The organism is Mycobacterium sp. E3339, assembly GCF_001666915.1.
Lineage (GTDB): Bacteria > Actinomycetota > Actinomycetes > Mycobacteriales > Mycobacteriaceae > Mycobacterium.
This window is the reverse complement of record NZ_LZIZ01000149.1, coordinates 1-15954: the sequence shown is the minus strand read 5'-3', so window position 1 is coordinate 15954 and position 15954 is coordinate 1. Positions and strand designations below refer to the sequence as shown.

The 15954-nt window shown below is 69.4% G+C and carries 16 protein-coding genes; 9 read left to right on the top strand and 7 right to left on the bottom strand.

The annotated features are described in order from the left end of the window. Positions 1-14 precede the first annotated feature (14 nt). From A5702_RS13400 to A5702_RS13370, 7 genes are read left to right on the top strand one after another with little or no spacing between them, the layout of a single operon-like run. Positions 15-560, top strand: coding sequence for a MaoC family dehydratase N-terminal domain-containing protein (locus tag A5702_RS13400; protein ID WP_068221307.1), 546 nt, complete (start codon positions 15-17; stop codon positions 558-560). Beyond that, positions 560-958, top strand: a complete 399-nt coding sequence (locus tag A5702_RS13395; protein ID WP_055398792.1) for a Zn-ribbon domain-containing OB-fold protein — start codon at positions 560-562, stop codon at positions 956-958. The genes A5702_RS13400 and A5702_RS13395 overlap by 1 nt, the downstream gene beginning before the upstream one ends. A 10-nt stretch (positions 959-968) precedes the next feature. After that, positions 969-2093 (top strand): acyl-CoA dehydrogenase family protein, encoded by a 1125-nt coding sequence (locus A5702_RS13390; protein ID WP_068221305.1) that lies wholly within the window; start codon positions 969-971, stop codon positions 2091-2093. After that, a complete protein-coding gene (locus A5702_RS13385) occupies positions 2090-2548 on the top strand; it encodes a MaoC family dehydratase (RefSeq protein WP_068221303.1) in 459 nt (152 codons plus the stop codon). The genes A5702_RS13390 and A5702_RS13385 overlap by 4 nt, the downstream gene beginning before the upstream one ends. Continuing rightward, the gene (locus tag A5702_RS13380) at positions 2545-3714 is read left to right on the top strand and encodes a lipid-transfer protein (RefSeq protein ID WP_068221301.1); all 1170 of its coding nucleotides are present in this window, start codon (positions 2545-2547) and stop codon (positions 3712-3714) included. Before A5702_RS13385 ends, A5702_RS13380 begins: the two co-directional genes overlap by 4 nt. Before the next feature lie 12 nt (positions 3715-3726). After that, entirely contained in the window at positions 3727-4797 is a 1071-nt protein-coding gene (locus A5702_RS13375) for a zinc-binding dehydrogenase (RefSeq protein WP_068221299.1), read from the top strand. After that, positions 4794-5402 carry a TetR/AcrR family transcriptional regulator gene (locus tag A5702_RS13370; RefSeq protein WP_068221297.1) on the top strand — a complete coding sequence of 203 codons (609 nt, stop codon included), beginning with the start codon at positions 4794-4796 and terminating at the stop codon, positions 5400-5402. The genes A5702_RS13375 and A5702_RS13370 overlap by 4 nt, the downstream gene beginning before the upstream one ends. Positions 5403-5406: 4 nt before the next feature. On the opposite strand, the gene A5702_RS13365 is transcribed toward A5702_RS13370, so the two are convergent. From A5702_RS13365 to pruA, 3 genes are all read right to left on the bottom strand, one after another. Beyond that, positions 5407-6153, bottom strand: a complete 747-nt coding sequence (locus A5702_RS13365) for an MBL fold metallo-hydrolase (protein WP_068221295.1) — start codon at positions 6151-6153, stop codon at positions 5407-5409. Positions 6154-6257: 104 nt separating this feature from the next. Next, positions 6258-7208: a proline dehydrogenase family protein gene (locus tag A5702_RS13360; protein WP_068221293.1), complete on the bottom strand. Its 951-nt coding sequence runs from the start codon at positions 7206-7208 to the stop codon at positions 6258-6260. Further along, positions 7208-8839, bottom strand: a complete 1632-nt coding sequence (gene pruA / locus A5702_RS13355) for an L-glutamate gamma-semialdehyde dehydrogenase (RefSeq protein WP_068221291.1) — start codon at positions 8837-8839, stop codon at positions 7208-7210. Before pruA ends, A5702_RS13360 begins: the two co-directional genes overlap by 1 nt. Before the next feature lie 81 nt (positions 8840-8920). Between pruA and A5702_RS13350 the strand changes: the two genes are divergently transcribed. Both A5702_RS13350 and fadD21 read left to right on the top strand, forming a co-directional pair. Further along, the gene (locus A5702_RS13350; protein WP_055398808.1) at positions 8921-10525 is read left to right on the top strand and encodes a CdaR family transcriptional regulator; all 1605 of its coding nucleotides are present in this window, start codon (positions 8921-8923) and stop codon (positions 10523-10525) included. A 5-nt stretch (positions 10526-10530) separates the two neighbouring features. After that, entirely contained in the window at positions 10531-12255 is a 1725-nt protein-coding gene (gene fadD21, locus A5702_RS13345) for a fatty-acid--AMP ligase FAAL21/FadD21 (RefSeq protein WP_068221289.1), read from the top strand. 8 nt (positions 12256-12263) lie between these two features. On the opposite strand, the gene A5702_RS13340 is transcribed toward fadD21, so the two are convergent. The 4 genes from A5702_RS13340 to A5702_RS13325 all read right to left on the bottom strand — a co-directional run. Then, positions 12264-12578, bottom strand: coding sequence for a hypothetical protein (locus tag A5702_RS13340; protein ID WP_055398812.1), 315 nt, complete (start codon positions 12576-12578; stop codon positions 12264-12266). Beyond that, complete coding sequence (gene sat, locus A5702_RS13335) at positions 12575-13840, bottom strand: sulfate adenylyltransferase (protein WP_068221288.1); 1266 nt, start codon at positions 13838-13840, stop codon at positions 12575-12577. The genes A5702_RS13340 and sat overlap by 4 nt, the downstream gene beginning before the upstream one ends. Positions 13841-13890: 50 nt before the next feature. Further along, a complete protein-coding gene (gene cysC / locus A5702_RS13330; protein ID WP_068221287.1) occupies positions 13891-14577 on the bottom strand; it encodes an adenylyl-sulfate kinase in 687 nt (228 codons plus the stop codon). Between the two features lie 187 nt (positions 14578-14764). Then, the coding region (locus A5702_RS13325; RefSeq protein ID WP_156669613.1) for an SDR family NAD(P)-dependent oxidoreductase at positions 14765-15954 on the bottom strand (1190 nt) is incomplete at its 5' end.

Genomic DNA, 15954 nt, shown 5'->3' with positions numbered 1-15954 from the left:
GAGGACAGCAGCACGTGACCGACTCAGAAACCGTCAGCGCCAAGGTGCGGGCCCTCGTCGGCCAGCCGACCGGCGGCACCGGAAAGCCCTCGGTGGCACCGGATCCGGTCAACCAGCCGATGATCCGGCACTGGGCGTACGCGATGGCCGACATGAACCCCGTCTACCTCGACCCCGAGTTCGCCGAGAAGTCGCGGTTCGGCGGCATCGTGTCGCCGCCGGTGATGTTGCAGACCTGGACGATGCCGTCGCCGATCCTGGAGGGCATCGGCGAGCGTGGGGGTGCACCCATCGAAATCAAAAGCAACCCAACGGCGTTCCTCGACGAGGCCGGCTACACCAGCACGGTGGCCACCAACTCGGAGTTCGAGATCGAACGCTACCCGCGGCTGGGCGATGTCATCAGCGCTACGACGGTCTACGAAACGGTTTCCGAGGAGAAGAAGACTGCGCTGGGCACCGGGTTCTTCCTGACCTGGCTCACGACCTACACCAACCAGAATGGTGAGGTGCTGGGACGCCAGCGATTCCGGGTGCTGCGATTCAGGCCGGAGCGCTGATGGCCGCCCGACTTGCGCCGGCCATCACCGCCGACACCGAGTTCTTCTGGAACGGGTTGCGGGAGAACAAACTCCTGATCCAGCGCTGCGGCGGATGCGGACAGCTGCGGCATCCGCCGCGACCCATGTGTCCACACTGCCGTTCCCTGGACTGGGACACCATCGAGTCGTCGGGCCGCGGCACCGTCTACAGCTACGTGATGCCGCACGAGCCGAAGTTCCCGTTCTTCGAATATCCGTACGTGGTCGTGCTCGTGGAACTCGAGGAGGGAATCCGGCTGGTGTCCAACCTGACCGGCATCGCCCCGGCCGACGTCACAACCGGAATGCCGGTCGAGGTGTACTACCAGGGTTTCGATAACGACCTGGTGTTGCACCAGTTCCGGCCGGCGAGCTAGGCGAGCGCTGATGGACTTCACCTTCACCGAGGAGCAGGAGACCATCTCCAAGCTCGCCCGCGAGCTCTTCGAGCGACGGGCGGCGCCGGAGCGCCTGGCCGAGTTGGAGGCCGGCGACGTCCGCTTCGACGCCGCGCTGTGGCGGGAGCTGGCGGCCGCCGACCTGCTGGGCACCGCTTTGCCGGAGTCGGTGGGCGGCAACTGCGGCGGCTTCGTCGAGCTCGGCGTGCTCTTGGCCGAGGTCGGCTGGGCGGTCGCGCCGGTGCCGGCCTACGCGACACTGGTCCTGGGGGCGGACACTATCGCGCGCCACGGCAATCCCGAACAGCGGCAACGCTTCCTGCCGGGCGTCGTCGCCGGAGACCGCATCCTCACCGCGGGACTGGCCGAGCCGGGCCGCTCCGACGCGACGGCTCCCGCGACCACCGCGCGCCGCGACGGCGGCACTTGGCGGCTCGACGGCGCCAAGGAGCTGGTCCCGGCCGCCCAACTCGCCGACACCGTCCTGGTCCCGGCCTCGATCGACGACGGTGAGACCGGCCTGTTCCTGTTACCGGCCCACGCGACCGGGGTCGAGATCCGGCCGGCGGCCACCACCAATCGCGAGCCGCACGCCGACGTATACCTGGACGGCGCAACGGTTTCGGACGCCGACCGGATCGCCGGTCCGGACCTGATCGAGTCGCTGCGCACCCGCGCACTGGTCGCGCTGTGCGCAATCCAGCTCGGTGTCGCGGAGCGCGCCCTGCGGATCGCGGCCGAATACACCAGCGGCCGAGAACAATTCGGCCGACCCATCGGCAGCTTCCAGGCCGTGCAACAGCGAATGGCCGACGCTTTCATCGATGTCGAAGCGATCCGGTGGACCACGTGGCACGCGGCCTGGTTGGTCGCGCATGGACGGGCCGCTGATCGCGCCGCGCGCATCGCGAAGTTCTGGGCCGCCGAGGCCGGCGCACGTGTCGCCGCCACCGCCCAGCACGTCCACGGCGGCATCGGCATCGACACCACCTACCCGCTGCACCGCTACTTCTTGTGGGCCAAGCACAACGAACTCACGCTCGGCCCCGCCGCGGCCCAGCTGGCCCGCTTGGGCGCAACGTATGGCGCAACGTATTCGGAAGGACTTTCATGACGACCACCGCGAGCCGCACCACCACCCTGCGCTGGGCCGACATCTCGGTCGGCGACGAGGTCACCCCGCTCGAGATCCCCATCACCACAACGATGATCGTCGCCGGGGCGATCGCCACCCGCGACTTCATGCCCGTGCACCACGACCGCGACTACGCCAACAAACAGGGCTCGCCCAACCTGTTCATGAACATCCTCACCACCAACGGCTACTGCGTGCGGTTCCTCACCGACTGGGCCGGACCGGAAGCGATGATCAAGAAGCTGTCGATCCGCCTTGGCGTGCCGTGCTTTCCGGACGACCCGCTGCGCTTCACGGGCAGCGTGACCGCGAAGACCGAGGGCACCGGCGGGGAGAACTTCGTCGAGGTGACGTTCAAGGGCTCCAACAGCCTGGGCGACCACGTGTCGGGCACCGCGATCCTCAGCCTGCTCGACGAAGGGGACCGAGCGTGAGCCGCTCGCTGCCGGGCGCCGCGGCCATCGTCGGGATCGGCCAGACGGAGTTCTCCAAGGAATCCGGCCGCAGCGAGCTGCAATTGGCGTGCGAGGCCGTGAGCGCCGCGCTCGACGACGCCGGCCTGACGCCCGGCGACGTGGACGGCATGGTCACCTTCACGATGGATTCCAGCGACGAGATCGACATCGCCCGCAACGTGGGCATCGGCGACCTGAGCTTCTTCTCACGCGTGCACCACGGCGGCGGCGCGGCCGCGGGCACCGTCGTGCACGCCGCGATGGCCGTCGCAACCGGCGTCGCCGACGTGGTGGTGTGCTGGCGCGCGTTCAACGAGCGCTCGGGTTTCCGCTTCGGCGGCAGCGGGCGCAGCATGGCCGAAACCCCTTTGTTCCTGGCGCATTACGCGCCGTTCGGGTTGCTCACGCCGGCGGCCTGGGTCGCGATGCACGCCCAGCGCTACATGTCGACATACGGGGTCACCAACGAGGACTTCGGCCGCATCGCGGTGGTGGACCGCGCGCACGCCGCCCGCAATCCCGACGCGTGGTTCTACCAGCGCCCGATCACGCTGGAGGACCACCAGAATTCCCGCTGGATCATCGAACCGGTGCTCCGGCTGCTGGATTGCTGCCAGGAGAGCGACGGCGGGGTCGCGCTGGTTGTCACCAGCGCGGAACGCGCGCGCGACCTGCGGCAGCCCCCGGCGGTCATCACCGCGGCCGCCCAGGGCGCGGCCGCCAACGGCGAGATGATGACCAGCTACTACCGCGACGACATCACCGGCCTCCCCGAGATGGGCGTGGTCGCCGAGAGGCTGTGGCGCGATTCGGGGCTCAAGCCGCAAGACATCCAAACCGCCTTCATCTACGACCATTTCACGCCGTTCGTGTTCACCCAGCTCGAGGAGCTCGGGTTCTGCGGGCGCGGCGAGGCGAAGGACTTCGCCACGGTCGAACGGCTGTCGCTGGGGGGAGACTTCCCGATCAACACCAACGGCGGGCTGCTGGGCGAGGCCTACATCCACGGCATGAACGGCATCACCGAGGGGGTGCGCCAGGTGCGCGGCACGTCGTACAACCAGGTCGACAACGTCGAACACGTCCTGGTCACGTCGGGCACCGGGGTGCCCACCAGCGGGCTGATTCTGGCGCCCGCCGACTAAAGGGGGATCCGCATGCCCAAGCTCGCACTGCTCACCGCCCACGGCGGGCCCATCGAGCTGGCCGACTTCCCGTTGTCCACCCCGGCGCCGGGGACCGCGGCGCTGCGGCTGCGGATGGCCGGCATCTGCGGCTCCGACTTGCACATCTTCCGCGGCGAGCTGCCGCTGCCGTGCCCGTTCGCCATGGGCCACGAAATGGTCGGCGAGATAGCCGAACTCGGCGACGGCCTGACCGCCGACGCCACCGGCAAGCCGCTGGCCGTCGGCGATCGCGTGGTGACGCCGTACTTCTGGTTCTGCGGGCAATGCCACGCCTGCTCCCGGGGCCGGTCGTACGCGTGCCAGAACCTGATGGCCGGCGAGTACCGCACCCACGACCAGGAACCGCACTTCGTCGCGGCCTACGGCGAGTACTACTACACCAGCCGGCGCCAACCGCTGTACAAGGTGCCCGAGGGCCTGCCCGACGCGGCCGTCGCACCGCTGAACTGCGCCCTGGCCCAGGTGCTTTTCGCGCTGCGCGATGTGCGGCTGGGCGACACGGTCGTCATCCAGGGCGCCGGCGGGCTGGGCATCAACGCCGCGGCCGTGGCACGCACGGCCGGGGCCGCCGAGGTCATCGTCATCGACAAGATCCCCGAACGCCTCGACGTCGCGGCCGATTTCGGCGCCACCCACTGCATCGACGCGAGCGCGATCTCCGCCGCGGAGGTCGCCGAACAAGTCCGCCAACGCACCGACGGCATCGGCGCCGACTGGGTGCTCGAGGTCGTCGGCGTCCCGGGCGTGATTCCCGAGGGCGTCGGCTTCCTCAACAACGGCGGCACGCTTCTCGAGGTCGGCAACGTCGGCATGGGACGCACCTTCGAGCTGGACCCCAGCGCGCTGGTCTATGGCAACAAATCCATCCGCGGCGTGATGTTCTACGACCCCGTCACGCTGGCGATCGGTCTCACCTTCCTGCAGCACACCGACTTTCCGTTCGACCGCCTGATGCCCGAACCATTCCACCTCGCCGACGTCAACGCCGCCTTCGCCTCGGCCGATGCGGGGCTGGTGCCCCGGGGGGCGTTGGTGCCGTGACGACGCAAGCGGCCCAGGCCATCGACACCCGCGAGCTGATCGTGGAGTCCGCGTACGCCTGCTTCGGCAAGCAGGGGCTGCAGAAGGCGACGATCGTCGACATCGCCAGGACGGCCGGTGTTTCCCGCAGCACCATCTACGAGTACTTCTCCGACAAGGGCGCGATCATCGAAGCGTGCGCCGAACACGCTTCGGAACGCTTCTATCTCGAGATGTCCAAGGCCATGGACCGGGGCGGTTCGCTGGAGGAAAAGCTCTCCCAGGCAGCCGTTTTCGTGACGCAGGCGCGGCGGTCCATCGCGTCCGAGAAGTACTTCGACGAGGACGCGGTCAGCCTGTTGCTGACCAAGGACGCGGCCGTGCTGCTGCGTGAGTGCGTCGACTTCTTCGCGCCCTACCTGTCGGCCGCGCGGCTCACCGGCGAGGTGCGCAAGGACCTCGACGTCGAGGCCGCCGCGGAATGGTTTGCGCGCATCCTGTTCTCGCTCTTCAGCACGCCGTCCTCGATGCGCGACATGGACGATCCCGAGGTGGCGGCAGAGTTCGTGCGCGCGCACGTGGTGCGTGGCTTCGCGGGCGACCGGCCGCGGCCCCGTCGCGCGTAGCGGCTCAGCGCCGTTGCCCCGGCCACACCGTCTCACCGGCGTGAACCGGCCGGCCGTGGCCGGGCAACAGATGCGCAACCGGCAACTCCTCCAAGCGCTTTCGCGTGGCGGAGGCGCTGGCGGCGTCGACGATTTCCGGTGTGTGCCAAACCTTGCCGCGGACGGTCAGCACGGCATCGCCGGACAGCAGCGTGCGCGTCGTCGGGTTCCACAGCGCGATGCTGTCATCGGTGTGCCCGCCCGCGTTGATGACGGTCCACTCCGGCGCGCCGGGCAGCGACTGGCCGTCGGCCAGTCCCCCGCGGGGGGATGCCCCCGTCCAGCGCATGCCGGCCGGCGTGCCGTATCCGGCCAACCGGGCGCCGCCCAGGAACCCGCTGAAGCCGACACGATCGAGCGGCTGGTCGATCAGGGTGGGCCAGATGCTGGCGGCCCGGCCCAGGGTCGGCGTGCGCGGTTTCGCTCCGTCGAGGTAGGTGAGCGTTTCGGCGGGCAGCCAGATCGGCGCGGGGTAGCGGGCGGCCAGTTCCGCCGCGCCGGCGACGTGGTCGCTGTGCCCGTGGGTGGCCACCACCGCGTGCACGGTGCCGCCGAGCCGATTCAGCGTCGCCGCCAGATCGCCGGCGACCCGCGGCAACCCGGCGTCGACCACCACCGCCCCGTCGTGGCCGTGCAGGACATAGCAGTTGAAGACCCAGCGCGAGAACCGGGTGATGCCGAGTTCGGGCATCTCTTCGATGACCAGGCTCATGGCCGAAAGGCTACGCCTGGTCAGCCGCGGCCAACGAGTGTGAATCGTGGGATTCGAGCGTGCGGCCAGGGCGGTGATCGTCGGCGTGTCGTCGCCCTGAGCCGTCACGGCTGCGCCAGCGCCCGCAAGAAGAACGTCAGGTTGGCCGGCCGCTCGGCCAGGCGGCGCATGAAGTAGCCGTACCACTGGGTGCCGAACGGCACGTAGACCCGGACCCGGTTTCCCGATTCCGCCAGCCGCCGCTGCTCGCCGTCGCGAATGCCGTACAGCATCTGGTACTCAAAATCCGACCGGCCCGCTTCGCGCGCCAGCGCGGGCACCGCCTCGATGATCGCCGGGTCGTGAGAGGCCACCATCGGGTAGCCGGAGCCGGCCATCAACACCCGCAGGCAGCGCAGGTAGGCGTCCGTGACGGCGGCGGGGTCGCGGTGGGCGACCGCCGCCGGTTCGTCGTATGCGCCCTTGCACAACCGGATTCGCGCCCCGGCCGCCGCGAACTCCTCGCAATCGTCGAGCGTGCGCCGCAGATAGGCCTGCAGGGCCACCCCCAGCCAGCCGAACTCGGCCCGCAACTCGCGCACGATCGCCAGCGTCGAATCCGTCGTGGTGTGGTCCTCGGCGTCCACCGTCACCCACACCCCGGCCCGCTGGGCGGCCGAGCAGATCGACCAGGCGTTCTCCCGGGCGATCTTCGCGCCGTTGCGGTCGAGCGCCTGCCCCAGGGCCGACAGCTTCACCGACACCTCGAGCGGCGAGACGGCGGCACGGTCGTCGCACCGGCCCAGGCGGTCGATCAGATCGAGGTAGACGCGCACCGCCGCGCCGGCGTCGTCGGCGTCGGTGACGTCCTCGCCGAGGTAATCCAGGCTGACATAGCGGCCCGAATTACGAAGCGCGGCAGCGCTGTCCAGCGCGATGTCGATGGTCTCGCCGGGGACGAACCGGTGCACCACGCGACGGGTGACCGGCAACCCTTCGGCGGCCCGGCGCAACCCCGGGCGTCGGCTGGCGGCGATGATCGCCGGTCGCAGCGTGCTGGCGTACACGCGGCCCATCAGTCGGCCGCCATGTGCGGATAGGTGTGCCGCGTCGCCGGGACGAACGTCTCCTTGAGGGTGCGGGCCGACGTCCACCGCAACAGGTTCAGCACCGACCCGGCCTTGTCGTTGGTGCCCGAGCCGCGCGAACCACCGAACGGCTGGCGCCCGACGACCGCGCCGGTCGGCTTGTCGTTGACGTAGAAGTTCCCGGCGGCGAAGCGCAGGCGCTCCTGCGCGGTCAGCACCGCCTCCCGATCGTCGGCGATCACCGCTCCGGTCAGCGCGTATCGCGAGCCGGTGTCGATGACGTCGAGGATGCGCTCGTAGTCGTCGTCGGGGTAGACGTGCACCGACAGCAGCGGACCGAAGTACTCGGTGGCGAACGACTCGTCGGCCGGGTCATCGGAGAGCAACACCGTGGGGCGTACGAAATAGCCGACGCTGTCGTCGTATTCGCCGCCCACCGCGATGGTGACCTGGGCCGCGCTCTTCGCCCGCTCGATGGCCTTGACGTTCTTGGCGAAGGCGCGCTCGTCGATCAGCGCGCCCCCGAAATTGGTCAGGTCGGTGACGTCGCCGTAGCGCAGCTCGGCGGTCTCCCCCAGGAAGTCGTCGCCGATGCGCCGCCACACCGACAGCGGGACGAACGCCCGCGAGGCCGCCGAGCACTTCTGCCCCTGGTAGTCGAACGCGCCGCGAATCAGGGCGGTGCGCAACACATCCGGGCGCGCCGACGGGTGCGCCACGACGAAGTCCTTGCCGCCGGTCTCGCCTACCAGCCGCGGATAGCTCCGGTAGCGGCCGATGTTCGCGCCGACCTGCTGCCACAGGTGCTGGAAGGTGGCCGTCGAACCGGTGAAGTGGATGCCGGCCAGCCGCGGATCGGCCAGGGCCACTTCGGATACCGCGAACCCGTCGCCGGTGACGAGGTTGATCACGCCGGGCGGTAGCCCGGCGGCCTCGAGCAGCTGCATGGTCAGATACGCCGACAGCGTCTGGGTGATCGACGGTTTCCACACGACGGTGTTGCCCATCAGCGCAGGCGCGGTCGGCAGGTTGCCGGCGATCGAGGTGAAGTTGAACGGAGTGATCGCATAGACGAATCCGTCCAGCGGGCGGTAGTCGCTGCGATTCCACTCCCCCGGCCCGCTGATCGGCTGCTGCGCCAGGATCTGGCGCGCGAACGCCACGTTGAAGCGCCAGAAGTCGATCTGCTCGCAGGGCGAGTCGATCTCGGCCTGGTAGGCGGACTTGGACTGGCCGAGCATGGTCGCCGCGGCGATCTTCTCCCGCCACGGTCCGGCCAGCAGATCGGCGGCCCGCAGGAAAACCGCCGCGCGCTCGTCGAAAGGCATTGCCGCCCAGCCGGCCTTCGCGGCGGTCGCGGCGTCGATCGCCGCCGCCGCGTCGGCGGGCCCGGCGTTGGTCAGGGTGCCCAGCGTCGCGGCGTGCCGGTGCGGCTGGACGACGTCGATGCGTTCGCCGTCGCCCATCCGGTGCCGACCGCCGATGACGTGCGGGAGGTCGATGGGGTGATCGGCCAGCGCGGCCAACTCGGCGCGCAGCCGGTCACGTTCGGGGGAGTGCGGGGCGTAGTCATGGACCGGCTCGTTGGCCGGCAACGGCACCTCGGTTATCGCGTCCATGCTGCCAGGATCCTCGCCGCGACGGCGCCCGGACTTAGCCGATCGGACAAGATGATCCGCCCTTGGTAGTATGATCGGACAATGACCGGGCTGGGCCAGCTGTTGCTGGCGCTGGACGCGACGCTGGTCAGCCTGGTGGAGGCGCCGCGGGGCCTCGACCTGGCCGTGGGCTCGGCGGCGCTGATCGACAGCGACGACGTGCGGCTGGGGCTGGCGGCCGCCGCCGGCTCGGCCGACGTGTTCTTCCTGCTCGGCGTGGCCGACGACGAGGCGCTGCGGTGGATGGACAAGCAGGCGCGCGAGCGCGTTCCGGCGGCGATCTTCGCCAAGGAGCCGTCGACCCGTTTGGTCACGGCGGCGGTCGCGGCGGGGTCGGCGGTGGTGGCCGTCGAGCCGCGCGCGCGGTGGGAACGGCTCTACCAGTTGGTCAACCACGTGCTGGAACATCACGGCGACCGCGCCGACGCGACCGAGGACTCGGGCACGGACCTGTTCGGGCTGGCGCAGTCGCTGGCCGACCGCATTCACGGCATGGTCAGCATCGAAAACGCCCAATCGCACGTGCTGGCGTATTCGGCATCCAACGACGAGGCCGACGAGCTGCGCCGGCTGTCCATCCTGGGCAGGGCGGGGCCGCCCGAGCATCTCGAATGGATCGGGCAATGGGGCATTTTCGATGCCCTGCGAGCCGGCGACGGCGTGGTGCGGGTGGCCGAGCGCCCGGAGTTGGGCCTGCGCCCGCGGCTGGCCATCGGGATCTACCGGCCCGCGGCGGACGCGCGGCGACCGCCGGAGTTCGCCGGCACCATCTGGGTGCAGCAGGGCGCACAACCGCTGGCCGACGACGCCGAGGAGATGTTGCGCGGCGCCGCGGTACTGGCGGGGCGCATCATGGCGCGGTTGGCCGCCCGGCCCTCCACGCAGCTGCGGCGGGTGCAGCAGCTGTTGGGCCTGATCGACGGCGAACCCGACGTGGCCGCCGTCGCAAGCGAACTCGGCCTGGCCGCCGACGGCGCCGCGGCGCTGGTCGGCTGGGACACCGCGGACGCGGACGCCGGCGCGGCCCGTCAAGTTCGGTTACCCGACGTGATGGCGCTCAGCGCCAGCGCTTTTCGGCCGGACGCCCAGGTGGCCTCCCGGGGATCCCGAATCTATGTGCTGCTGCCCCAGACGCCGACCCGCTCGGCCACCTCCTGGGTGCGCGGCACCATCGCCGGGATGCGCACCGAGCTCGGGATGCAGCTGCGCGCCGCCGTCGCCGCTCCGGTCACCGGCCTCGCCGGGATCGCCGCCGCGCGCGCCGAACTGGACCGGGTGCTGGACAGCGCTGCGCGCCATCCCATTTCGATGCCGCAGGTGACGTCGCTGGCCGAGGCGCGCACCACCGTCCTGCTCGACGAGATCCTCGGCCTGGTTGGCCGCGAGGAGCGCCTGGCCGACCCGCGGATCGTCGACCTGCGCACCCGGGAGCCGGCGCTGGCCGACACGCTGCGGGTGTATCTGGACAGCTTCGGCGACATCGCCGCCGCCGCGCGGTCGCTGCACGTGCACCCCAACACGGTTCGCTACCGCGTGCGGCGGATCGAGAGGTTGCTGTCGACATCGCTTGCCGATCCCGAGGTGCGGCTGCTGTTTTCGTTGAGTTTGCGACTCCCGGGTGCACCCCGGCGGGAGGCGGTACCCTGACGGCCATGCCGAACGCGTCCGTGGTCGCCCTGCTGCGCGAGCGCGCGGGCCTGCAGCCCGACGATGTCGTGTTCGCCTACACCGACTACGAACGCGATTGGGAGGGCGTCACCGAGACGGTGACGTGGGCGCAGCTCTACCAGCGGACCCTGAACGTCGCGCACGAGGTCAAGCGGCACGGCGCGGTCGGGGACCGGGCCGTGATCCTCGCCCCGCAGGGGCTGGACTACATCGTGGCCTTCCTGAGCGCGATGCAGGCCGGGCTGATCGCGGTGCCGTTGTCCGTTCCGGCGGCGGGCTCGCACGACGAACGGGTGAGCGCCGTCCTGGCCGACACCACGCCAACCGTCGTCCTCACCACGTCCCCGGTGGCCGGGGCGGTTTCCGAGTACCTGGGGCCGGGCCCGGTTGCCGTCGAGGTCGACGCGCTGAACCTGGACGACCCGGGCGCGCCGAGCATCCGCATCAGCGGGGCCCCCGACACGGCGTACCTGCAGTACACGTCCGGTTCCACCCGCGTGCCCGCCGGGGTGATGATCTCGCACCGCAACCTGCAAGTGAACTTCCGGCAGCTGATGACCGCCTATTTCGCCGAATTCAACGGCGTTCCCCCGCGCGGCAGCGCGGCGGTGTCCTGGCTGCCCTTCTACCACGACATGGGGCTGGTGCTCGGCGTCATCGCGCCGATCCTGGCCGGCTACCGCGCCAACCTGACCAGCCCTGTGGCCTTCCTCCAGCGCCCGGCGCGGTGGATTCAGGCCATGTCGATCGGCGTCCCGATCATCTCCGCGGCGCCCAACTTCGCCTTCGAGCTGGCCGTCCGAAAGACGACGGACGCCGACCTCGACGGCGTCGACCTCGGCAAGGTCTTGGGCATCGTCAGCGGCGCCGAACGCATCCACCCCGCGACGCTGGAGCGGTTCTGTAAACGGTTCGCCCCGTACGGCTTTCGTGACCACATGATGCACCCCTCCTACGGTCTGGCCGAGGCCACCGTGTACGTCTCGAGCCGCATCGTGAGCGGCCCGCCCGAGATCGCGCACTTCGATGCCGAGAAGTTGTCCGACGGCACCGCCCAGCGGTGTTCGGCCGAGACCGGCTCACCGCTGTTCAGCTACGGCATGCCCGAGTCGCCGGCGGTGCGGATCGTGGACCCCGATACCCACCAGGAATGCCCGCCGGGTTCGGTCGGCGAGATCTGGGTGCACGGCGAGAACGTGGCCGCCGGCTACTGGCAGAAGCCCGAGGAGACCGCGCGCACGTTCGGCGGCATGCTGGCCGACCAGTCGCCGGGCACGCCCGAGGGACCGTGGCTGCGCACCGGCGACCTCGGCTTCGTTTCCGAGGGCGAGCTGTTCATCGTCGGCCGGACGAAGGACCTGTTGATCGTCTACGGCCGCAACCACTATCCCGAGGACATCGAGTCGACGGTCCAGGAGATCACCGGGGGGCGGGTCGCGGCCATCTCCGTCGCGCTGGACGAGACCGAGAAGCTGGTGACCATCATCGAAATGAAGAAGCGCGGCGATTCCGACGAGGAGGCGCTGCGCCGGCTCGCCGTCGTCAAAAACGATGTCACCGCGGCGATTTCCAACTCGCACGGTCTGAATGTCGCCGATCTCGTGCTGGTCTCACCGGGGTCGATTCCGACCACGACGAGCGGCAAGATCCGGCGGGCCGCCTGCGTCGAACAGTATCGCCGCCAGGAGTTCACCCGGCTGGACGCCTGAGCGGCGCGCTAGGTTTGCGATTCGTCCAGGAAGCGACCCATCACGTCCGGGCCGGTCGAGTGCATGTTGATCGACAGCTCGAGCAGCCGGTCCTTGGCCTTCTTCGGGAGCAGCTCGATGGACTTGGTGGTGGCGGAGTCGTACTTGGCCCCCGGAAAGCGTTGCAACACAAGGTCCTTCTGCTCCTCGGTGGTGTAGATCTCCAGGAGCTTCATGCCGGCGAAGGCGTCCTTCGCCGAATCGGCCATTCCCGCTTTCGCCAGCGCCTCCAGCCGTTCCTCGTTGATCCAGACGTTGACCTTGATCTTCTTGGCGGCGCTCATGATTCGGCCCCCTCCAGCTGGTTGAGCGTGAACACCGGCAGCCGGTTCGCCAGGTATTCCTCGGTGACGAACGGTGATCCCTGACCGTATTTCGCGGCGGACTCCAGCACGACCTCGAACACCTCGTGCCGCATGACCTGCTGGGTCGGCTTCACCTCGTCGGTGAGGATGCTGCGGATCAGGCTGCCGCTGAAGCTCTGCGCGTGTGTGTCGTGACCGCACAGCGCCGAGTTGGTCACCTCGCGGCATTCGGGGCAGTACCAGTTCTCCCGCAGGAACACCGGTTTGATGCCGAGGTCCGAGCGGTGATCCTGCAGCAGGTTCTGCGAGTCGTAGGGGTGGTAGAAGTCGCCGACGCCGGCGTGGTCGCGACCGAACATGTGGTGGGTGCAGCCGAGGTTGGTCCGCAGGATCGCGTGGAAGATCGCCTCGCGCGGGCCCGCATAGCGCATGTCCCACAGCGTGAAGGTCACCTTGTGCACGTCCTCGCGGAAGTAGCCGCTCTTGCGCAACTCGTCCTGCGTCAGCAGGATCGCCTCGTCGATGTAGTCCCCCACCCGCTTCTGGCCGATGATCGCGTTCACCAGCACGCCGGTGTTCAGGTTGTCGACGGGCATGTCCTCGTTCGCGGCCAGCCACGCCTGCTTCATCAGCGCCTCGTGACCGGTGTGCGGGACGTTGCGGGTCTGGTGGGCGACGACGTGTTTCCAGTCCTTCTCCGCCAAGGCGTCCTGATGCTGCTTGGGGGTGAGCCAGAAACTCTTGAACGGCTCGTTGAAGACCGGCTCGTTGATCAGCGTGATGTCCCCGGCGATGAACCGGTTCGCGTACGCGAGCGTCTTCTTCACCCCCGGGTGCCGGGGATCGGTTGTGCCGTAGGTCTTCTCGGCGAAGTGCTGCAGGTCGTAGGAGTAGATCTCGGCGACCTCGAAGGTGGCCATCGGGGCCCCCAGGTACTCGAGGACGACGCTGCGGCCTTCTTCGATCCCCAGCTCCTCGATTTCGTCGGCGGACAGGTCGAACACGATCGGGATGCTCCACAGCGTGCCGTCCGGCAGCGCCATCTTGTCCAGCGTCGTGTCGACCTCTTGGCGGCCCATGAACCCCGTCAGCGGCGTGAAGAAGCCGTACGACAGGCTGATCACCTCGTGCGCGGTCGCCTTCGAAATGGGCACCCGGGGCAGGCCTTTGATCAGGTCGGCGGCGCCGGCCGTGGCCACCCTTTCCACGATCGGTTTCCCGTTGTGGCCCGTATAGCTCATCTGATGACCTCGCTTCGAGTGCGTGTTCGAGCAGTCCGCCTTGATGCCCGTTATCCCCGTTTGCTAAACCCCTCCTGGCTGCGGGCCAGGGCCGGGATCACACCCACCTTCTCCAGGTGGGCGATCACTTCCTCGGCCAGCGTGTCCGCGTCCTTCTGGCCGCCCTCGAGTCGCAACTCGGGCTGCACCGGAGCCTCGTACGGGTCGTCGATGCCGGTGAATCCCTTGATCTCCCCGGCCCGCGCCTTCTTGTAAAGCCCCTTGGGATCCCGCTTCTCGCAGATCTCTATCGGGGTGTCGATAAAGATTTCCTGGAAGTCGCCTTCGACCAGCGTTTCGCGGACCGCGTCGCGATCGCGCCGGTAGGGGCTGATGAAGGCGGTCAACGCGATGATGCCGGCCTCGCAGAACAGCTTGGACACCGCCCCGATCCGCCGGATGTTCTCCTCGCGATCCTGGGCGGAGAAGCCCAGACCGAACCTCTTGGCGAACTCGGCCCCGTGGCGCGGTTCGAGGGTTCCCGGGCCCGCGTTGAGCCCGTAGCGGACGTTGTCCCCATCCAGCAGATAGCTGCGGACGCCCCGCTCGTAGAGCTTCTGCTCGACGGTGTTGGCCACCGTGCTCTTGCCGCTGCCGCTGAGCCCGGTGAACCAGAGGACGCAGCCCCGGTGCCCGTTGAGTTGTTCCCGGCTGCTGCGGCTGATGTGGTGTTCGTGCCAGGTGATGTTGTCCGACATGCTCAGCCCCTCACCACGTCGCTCGCCAGTCAAACCGGGGTGTAGCCATTCGGCTACTTAAGATGGCCAATTTACAGGAGATTTGACGGGCCCCGCCACCGCGCGGCGGCCGCCGGCTCGCCTGGCCGCGGGGTGCCCTTGCCCGACCGTGACGGCAACGGTTACGACCGCGATGAGTCGAATTGCGTCAGGATGCCGACGGTGCGAGTTCGGTGGCGGCGAGCTCGTCGCACAGATGCTCCGCCAGATCCCGCACGGTAGTGATCTTGGTGGGGCTGATGCGCACGCCCGTTTCGGTTTCGATGCGGGTGCGCAGTTCCAAATTGCCGAGCGAATCCAGCCCGTAGTCGGACAGGGGACGATCGGGATCGATTGTGCGCCTGAGCAACAGGCTGATCTGGCCGGACACCAGCCGACGGATGGCGGTGGGCCATTCCTCGCGGGGCAACCCCTTGAGCTCGGCGAGGAATCTGCCCGTGTCCGGGTCGCCCTGACCCGACGACCGGAACGCCTCGGCGAACCGGCTGCGCTGCGCGAACGAGGTCAACCACGGCGTTCCCGTGATCGGCGCGTAGCCGCAGTAAGCGCGGTCGTAGCGCAGCAGCGACTCGAAGGCGTGGAAGCCCTCGGCGGGCTTGATGGCGATGCCGGCGCCCTCCGCCAGGGCGGTGGCCCGCCCCACCTCGGACCACGCGCCCCAGGCGATCGCGCTGCCCGGCAGCCCCTGCGCGCGGCGCCAGTGCGCGAACGCGTCCAGCCAGCTGTTGGCCGCCGCGTAGGCGCCCTGCCCCGGGGAGCCGACGAGCGCGGCCGCCGACGAGAACGCGCAGAACCAGTCCAGCGGCTGCCCCGCCGTGGCGTGATGCAGGTTCCAGGCGCCGTAAACCTTTGGCGCCCAACACCGTTCGACCAGTTCGTCCGTGACGTTGGTCAACGTGGCGTCCTCGACCACCGCCGCCCCGTGCAACACGCCGCGCACCGGCAGTCCCGTCGCGGTCGCGCACGCCACCAGGCGTGCGGCCGTGCCCGGCTCGGCGATGTCGCCACACTCCACCACGATGTCGGCCCCGCCGGCGGTCAGGCGCTCAATGGCTTGCCGCGCCCGCGCGTCGGGCGCCGAACGGGAGTTGAGCACGAGCCGCCCGGCTCCCCGGGAGGCCATCTCACCGGCCAGGAACAGTCCCAGCCCGCCGATACCGCCGGTGACGATGTAGGCGCCGTCGCCGCGGAACGGCCGCACCTGTTCCGGGGGAACCGTGGCCACGCTGCGCCCGGCCCGCGGCACGTCGAGCACCACCTTGCCGGTGTGGCCGGCGGCGCCGACCAGCCGGACCGCGGCGGCCGCGTCGTGGATCGGGAAGTGGGTGGTCCGCGGCA

Excerpts from the sequence above, each read along its gene's own strand:
- A5702_RS13365 (WP_068221295.1), bottom strand. The coding sequence starts at position 6,153 with ATGAGCCTGGTCATCGAAGAGATGCCCGAACTCGGCATCACCCGGTTC.
- fadD21 (WP_068221289.1), top strand. The coding sequence starts at position 10,531 with ATGCCGAACGCGTCCGTGGTCGCCCTGCTGCGCGAGCGCGCGGGCCTG.
- A5702_RS13340 (WP_055398812.1), bottom strand. The coding sequence starts at position 12,578 with ATGAGCGCCGCCAAGAAGATCAAGGTCAACGTCTGGATCAACGAGGAA.
- sat (WP_068221288.1), bottom strand. The coding sequence starts at position 13,840 with ATGAGCTATACGGGCCACAACGGGAAACCGATCGTGGAAAGGGTGGCC.
- pruA (WP_068221291.1), bottom strand. The coding sequence starts at position 8,839 with ATGGACGCGATAACCGAGGTGCCGTTGCCGGCCAACGAGCCGGTCCAT.
- A5702_RS13390 (WP_068221305.1), top strand. The coding sequence starts at position 969 with ATGGACTTCACCTTCACCGAGGAGCAGGAGACCATCTCCAAGCTCGCC.
- A5702_RS13360 (WP_068221293.1), bottom strand. The coding sequence starts at position 7,208 with ATGGGCCGCGTGTACGCCAGCACGCTGCGACCGGCGATCATCGCCGCC.
- A5702_RS13350 (WP_055398808.1), top strand. The coding sequence starts at position 8,921 with ATGACCGGGCTGGGCCAGCTGTTGCTGGCGCTGGACGCGACGCTGGTC.
- cysC (WP_068221287.1), bottom strand. The coding sequence starts at position 14,577 with ATGTCGGACAACATCACCTGGCACGAACACCACATCAGCCGCAGCAGC.
- A5702_RS13385 (WP_068221303.1), top strand. The coding sequence starts at position 2,090 with ATGACGACCACCGCGAGCCGCACCACCACCCTGCGCTGGGCCGACATC.
- A5702_RS13395 (WP_055398792.1), top strand. The coding sequence starts at position 560 with ATGGCCGCCCGACTTGCGCCGGCCATCACCGCCGACACCGAGTTCTTC.
- A5702_RS13375 (WP_068221299.1), top strand. The coding sequence starts at position 3,727 with ATGCCCAAGCTCGCACTGCTCACCGCCCACGGCGGGCCCATCGAGCTG.